Annotated in this window: 4 protein-coding genes and 1 pseudogene; 1 reads left to right on the top strand and 4 read right to left on the bottom strand. The window is 47.1% G+C overall.

The genetic code is table 11. The annotated features are described in order from the left end of the window. Positions 1–20: 20 nt before the first annotated feature. Positions 21–2,525 (bottom strand): filamentous hemagglutinin N-terminal domain-containing protein, encoded by a 2,505-nt coding sequence (locus tag ACE1CM_RS24665; RefSeq protein WP_374881295.1) that lies wholly within the window; start codon positions 2,523–2,525, stop codon positions 21–23. 609 nt (positions 2,526–3,134) lie between these two features. Here ACE1CM_RS24665 and ACE1CM_RS24660 point away from each other — a divergent pair. Beyond that, the gene (locus tag ACE1CM_RS24660) at positions 3,135–3,887 is read left to right on the top strand and encodes a Uma2 family endonuclease (RefSeq protein WP_374881293.1); all 753 of its coding nucleotides are present in this window, start codon (positions 3,135–3,137) and stop codon (positions 3,885–3,887) included. A 5-nt stretch (positions 3,888–3,892) separates the two neighbouring features. Here ACE1CM_RS24660 and ACE1CM_RS24655 read toward each other — a convergent pair whose 3' ends face one another. From ACE1CM_RS24655 to ACE1CM_RS24645, 3 genes and pseudogenes are all read right to left on the bottom strand, one after another. Beyond that, complete coding sequence (locus ACE1CM_RS24655) at positions 3,893–4,681, bottom strand: DUF4058 family protein (RefSeq protein WP_374881291.1); 789 nt, start codon at positions 4,679–4,681, stop codon at positions 3,893–3,895. Positions 4,682–4,955: 274 nt separating this feature from the next. Continuing rightward, positions 4,956–5,390, bottom strand: a complete 435-nt coding sequence (locus ACE1CM_RS24650) for a hypothetical protein (protein WP_374881299.1) — start codon at positions 5,388–5,390, stop codon at positions 4,956–4,958. Positions 5,391–5,409: 19 nt separating this feature from the next. After that, positions 5,410–5,937: pseudogene (locus tag ACE1CM_RS24645) on the bottom strand (Rpn family recombination-promoting nuclease/putative transposase); the annotation flags it as partial. Positions 5,938–6,000 lie beyond the last annotated feature (63 nt).

Here is a 6,000-nt window from a genome sequence, read left to right as displayed (position 1 = left end):
GGACATGATATTAGGTGTCGTTAAGGATTGCGTAAACCCGATGATGATAGTGGCAGTGTCTGACAGTTGGTAGGGGAAACCCAAGAATTGCTGCCACTAGCAGCATCAGCCACCAATTCCACCTGACCTTGTGCATTGATGCGGAAACCAGTCGCTTCCACAATCTCTGGAGTTGTTTCAGTTAGAGGTAACTTTTGTGCTGTTTGACTCACCTGGGATAAATCTCTGTTATCCCACCATACCGCACGACCTAAAAGTGCTGAACTAGGGTTTTCTGGTAATCCGCCCCTTCCCGTGATGCTAAAGGTATTGCCCCCATCGGCAGCACAACCCGTGGTAATTTGCTCGCTAGTGTCAAGCAGATTTTGTGACAATTCAACTAGAAAAGATTTAGTTTCTACTTCTGGGTTGGAAATTACCACATTGCCCGAAAGTCCGAACTGAGAAGAAGCAGTAATGTCGCTTTCTGGGGTTTGTTGGGGACGAAATTCTGTGCCAAAGATGCCTTGTGTGCTGATTTGGATATTGCCGCCTCTGCCTTGTACCGCATTGGCACTGATGTCGCTATTTTCTAGAGCAATGATGACATCTGAATTAATATTCAAGTTGCCGCCATTGCCCGTACCGCCTGCTGTTGCTGTAATCTGACTATTGTGGCGGGCGATTAACGAATTTTGCACCGACAGGGTAATGTTACCCCCTTCACCCGAATTGGTAGAGGCACTAATACTGCCGCCAAAGTCAAGCAAGATAGATCCAGCATTGACTCTAAGCTTACCAGCATCGCCGATGCCATCATTCCTGACGCCGAGGTTTGCACCATTGGTAACGCTCAAAACTGGCGTGTTGAGTGTAACATTACCAGAGTTGCCGCTGGGTATCGCCGGAAGTCCCAAAAACCTTTGGTTATTTGGTGTTGCTGGAAAAACTGCCGATATAATGCTACTGCTACCTACGCCTGCTACCCTGCCACTCAACTGGATCGACTCGCTGGCGTTGACTGCGATGCTTCCAGCTACACCTGTGGCAAAGCTGGAACTCGATACTGTACCACCATTGTCGATGTTTAGGGTTCCAGTGTTGAGGGTGATGTTGCCTGCATTACCTGTGCCAAAACTGGAAGCAGATATGGCGCTGCGGTCAAACGTTGGAGTGGTGTTTGCGATCGCAATTGCTTCGGCATTGATGGTGACGTTGCCCCCTGCACCACTGCCAAAGGTAGCAGCGAATACAACTCCACCATTGAGGATTTCCAGTCGCTCTGTTGAGATTTTCACCTCTCCGGCATTCCCAGAGGAAGTTCTAGCAATCGAACTAATTGTACTGACGCGGTTGGTCAGATTTGGCGCAAATCCGCTTACCTGCACTAACTCCGAAGCATTGACGGTAACAGTACCACTAGGTGCGCTACTAAAGGTTCTGCTGCTGATAACACCCGCATTTTGCACCCGCACTTGTCTGGCATTAATCGTAATATTACCTCCCGCACCGATTCCACTTGTTTCGTTGATTACTCCGCTGAGAATTCTCCCGTCAAGAGTCGTGCCAATCGCTTCTAATAAGTCGGCACGGACGTTGATTTCCCCTGCTGTTTGAGTCCCCTGATTTTTGACTAAAATTACCGAACCATCTCTAATGCTGACCCGATTACCCTGTACTTGAATCGAACCGGCATTATTGCCGCTGCTATCTGCCAGACTGCGCTGTGTTAGGGCAATATCCCGGAAGTTCTGTACGCCAGAATAATCGAGGGCAAATCCAGCCGCGATTGAATTGATACCAACTAAACTGGATGCGCCGACGCTGCCTATTTCTACTCTTCCTTCTTCGGCGGTGAGGATGCCGCCGTTGAGATTTACTTCTCCACCCACTAAGGCTAAAGTTTTTCCAGGTATAACTTGTAACCCCGTTGTTTCGCGGCTGCGGATGGTGGGGGGAATTAAGGCATTGTCCACCCGCAAATTGTGACCCGTGCCAGAAAGTGCGAAGTCTCCCGGATTGCTGCCAAATCCCAAACCCACAGGGACGCTGACTGTCAACAGTGGTGCAGCAGCAGGATTGGTAGCACTAAACGAAGTACCATCGGCAAAGTTAATACTGCTGGCGGTACTAACAATAAAAGAACCACCAATATTTAGCCTTGCATTCGGGCCAAAAATAATCCCGTTGGGATTGATTAGAAATAGGTTAGCCGCACCGTTGGCTCGAATTAATCCGTCGATATGAGAAATATTGCTACCCGTAACGCGGCTGAAAATGTTTTGAACGTCTAATGCGTTGTTAAAAAATGCTTCGCTGCCTGTAGGAAGGGAAAATTCTGTAAAACTATGGAATAAATTGCCCCCGGCGCGACTTCCCGCTTCGATGGTGAGGGTGTTGCCGTTGGGGGTGACAATCGAGTTGACGTTTAAAGTATTATCTGGTGTAATCTGCGCTCTACCAGGCAAGGGGAAGAGCAAAGTTGATGCGTTCACGCAGTGTGCCGTTAGGCATATCGCCACACCCTGCAAACACCATAGTTTCATGACTATACCTGCACCACTTCTAAGTAATTGCGACTTGACTGACCAGTAGTTTATTCAATTGCTTGCGCCAACCTCATCGGTAATTACCCTGGTGTACGCAACGGGTGCGTATAACGGTTATCGCTGAAAGCCGCCGATTGTGCGTTGGGTGGCGCGGCAGATGGCGTCAGGGCAAAAGTTATCGCGGCAGCGTCTGATATCATGTCCTCTTGCAACGGTTGTGTAACTGCTAATAGCTAATCGCTAATGGCTGCTCTGGAGGCAATTGACAATTAGCAATTAGCAAGCTGGCAATTAGCCATCCATACACTACCGATACCTCAGGACATGATATGACAGTTGGTAGGTGCGCCACGAATTGCTGCCATTAGCAGCATTAGCCACTAATTCCACTTACCCTCGCTCGTTGATCGCCCACCCAGTTGCTTCCACAATCTCTGGAGTTGTTTCAGTTTTCGGTAACTTTTGTGGGGGGATTGAAGCTGTTTAATTCATCTCAAAAAATCTCTGTCATCCCACCAAATTACGCTGGCGATCGCTGTCACAATTTTCGCGTTCGGCTAAGGTAAAATCGCTACAATAGATTCATACCACTTTGGGAAAATCCTCATGACTGCTGTTGGCTTCCCTCCTCAACCCACCCCTTCCCAATCCAACGAAATTGTCTATCCTAGCTCGGACGGAGAACCTTTGGCTGAAACCTACGACCATTTATATGCCATTCTCACCACCTTGGAAGTGTTGAAGCAGTACCTGCAAGATCGCAGAGCTACAGTTCTAGCTAATCAAAACCTCTTTTACGCCCAAGGATATCCAAAATTGCGAGTAGCACCGGATGTAATGGTAATCTACGATGTAGAACCGGGGGGAAGAGATAGTTACAAACTGTGGGAAGAACGGCAAGTTCCCCAAGTGGTTTTTGAAATGACCTCGAAGAAAACACAAGAGGAAGATCGAACGAGTAAAAAAGATTTATACGAAAGATTGGAAGTCAAAGAATATTGGTTGTTTGACCCGAAAGGAGAGTGGGTTGAGGAGAAATTGCGAGGATATCGTTTGAGAGGCGATCGCTACGAACTCATTGCCGACAGGCGCAGCGAACCTTTGCAACTGCGACTGGAAGTAGAAGACAAACTGATTGGATTTTATCGGGAAGATACGGGAGAAAAGTTACTCATTCCCTCAGAATTGGCGGCAGCGTTGCATCAAGAAATCAACGCCCGCTCGGAAGCAGAACAACGAGCTGAATCCGAACGCCAACGAGCTGAATCGGAACGCCAACGAGCTGAGGAATTGGCAGCTTTACTAGAGCGCTATCGAACGCAATTTGGGGATTTGCCGCCTGCGCCCGATCGTCCATAATGCTGTCAAACTCTTAACGGTGGAAGTAATGCGTCTACCCACTGCCGATCGGGTTCAGACAAGGCAGGAGGAGGCAGTGGTTGACGATAATCGATCCGCAGATCGTAGCTGCTGCGATCGCAGACCTGATGGAAAATTGTTGGCAAATCTACCAGTAATTCTTCATCTTCTGGTTTTAAAGGCAGCGGGAAACTAGGGATAACATCTCGCAAACCAAACCCATACAAATCGGCAACAGGACGCCTGTCGGCACGACTAACAATAATGCGATAATCGGTTCGAGTTTGGACGCCGATCGCGGTCATTGGCAAGTCACCCCGCAACAAATCAATTTCAACTAAATGGGAGAAACTGCCTAATACTTGGCGTCGCTTTTTTTCATACGCCACTCGACCCTCACCCCGGCGTTTATTCTTGGGTGATAAAACTTCAATTACTGTAATGACGGCGTCGCTTCCTACTTCCCGTACTTCCAGGTATCGTTCTTTAATCTCTGTTGGCATGGGTAGTATAATTTGTACGGGATGGGGTTGAACTATCGTACCCGATGCTGTTGGTTCTGGAAGTACAGATGAGTTAGCTCTGGAGGAAAGGATTAGTGCATCTGGAATTCCCACCAACACATCCTCATCTGCTTCGTCAAGATAGGTACGTGCTTCTACTTCCACGTAGTATTTTGGGCGTAGACTGGGAGCGATAGTGTCTGCGATCGCTACAATTAATCGCGTGTGAAACGATGACCAAAATACTGCTTGTTCCAAGTACGGGTCCATTCCGGGAAACGGCGAGGGCATAACGCAGGACTCAACGGCGGATTACTCCAATCCTAGTTTAGGCATAGCGCGATGGGTGCGGTCAAAAATAGTTGGTGAGTCTGATGCCAAAAATTTTTCCTTTCTCCCCGTAAGTTGTCCCCGCGTCAGTCTCAACCAATTATATGATGTCAGGCTTTTCGCCCTTAATTAAAAATCAGAGCGTCCCCGTTTCCCCGCGTCCTTAGCGTCAGTCCTAACTATGGGTCTTCAAGCGGACATGATATTACTTACGATCGCACCCCAGTGCGATCGCCTATTCTCCCTCTGCCGTTCTCAAGCTTTGGATTTCCTCAATGCTCAGTCCTGTTGTTTGACTAATTGTTTCCACATCTAGGATATTTAGCAGTCGCTGGGCAATTTCAATTTGAGCATCTTTTGCACCTTGTTGAATCCCTTGTTGAATCCCTTGGTTGACAGCTTTAGTCATCGCACCTCGCATATCTTGGATAAAAATCTCGCGTCTTTCCAAATCTTCCAACTCTTCAGGACTGAGGTTAGTTTGATTGGCGATCGTAAAGGCTTGTTGAATTTCCGGGACAATTCCCATCACCTGTGGAACTGCCTGTAATTCTCTAGCGCTTTTGACAAAGTATAGCGGTTTGCGACGGGCGTGAGGGAAAGCGTTATCGCTTCGTTTGTCTAGCGGCACCCTTAAGGGTGCCGCTAGACAAACGAAGGTGTACCTCATTCGAGTGCAATCCGCTATAAATCCATTTATCTGTCAGTGTTTCCAGTTCATCCAATCCTTTTTTGAATTTGGGTAACTCGACAAATACCAGTTCAACTTCCTCGTTCAGTTAGTCTACCAAATAATCTTTTTCTTTTAAAACAAAGCGGGAAATAACCTGATCAAATTGTTCAAACATTTCAAAATCTGTAATCGTCAGGGCAATTACAGGGTTGAGTTGGCTATACTTTTCCCCAGTTTGGAGTTGCACCGAGTAGGATTTAGCCGCATTATACAAAATCCGCTTTTCAAAACTTTCTACGTTCAGCACCTGCATCTCGATGATTACGGTTTTGTCGCCAGTAATTTTGGCTTTGACATCTAAATAGGTATCTTTCACCCCTCGGATTTTAGGTGCTAAATAGGGGTTGAGAATTTCCAAGTCTTCAATCCTTGGCTGACCTTCTTAGAGCAGAGCATTTAAAAAACTGATTAAAATATGTTTACTTTGCTCTGAACCAAAGATTTTTTTGAAGGCAAAATCTGTTTTGGGGTTGATGAAAATCATAGGAAAATCTCCCTCGTTCATCCTGCTATTGTAGGGGCAAGGCGTGGCATCATATCATGTCCG

It is taken from the genome of Microseira sp. BLCC-F43 (assembly GCF_041929235.1).
In the GTDB taxonomy this organism is placed as follows: domain Bacteria; phylum Cyanobacteriota; class Cyanobacteriia; order Cyanobacteriales; family Aerosakkonemataceae; genus Microseira.
Note: the sequence above shows the minus strand (reverse complement) of the source record. Positions and strands in the feature narration are given on the sequence as shown.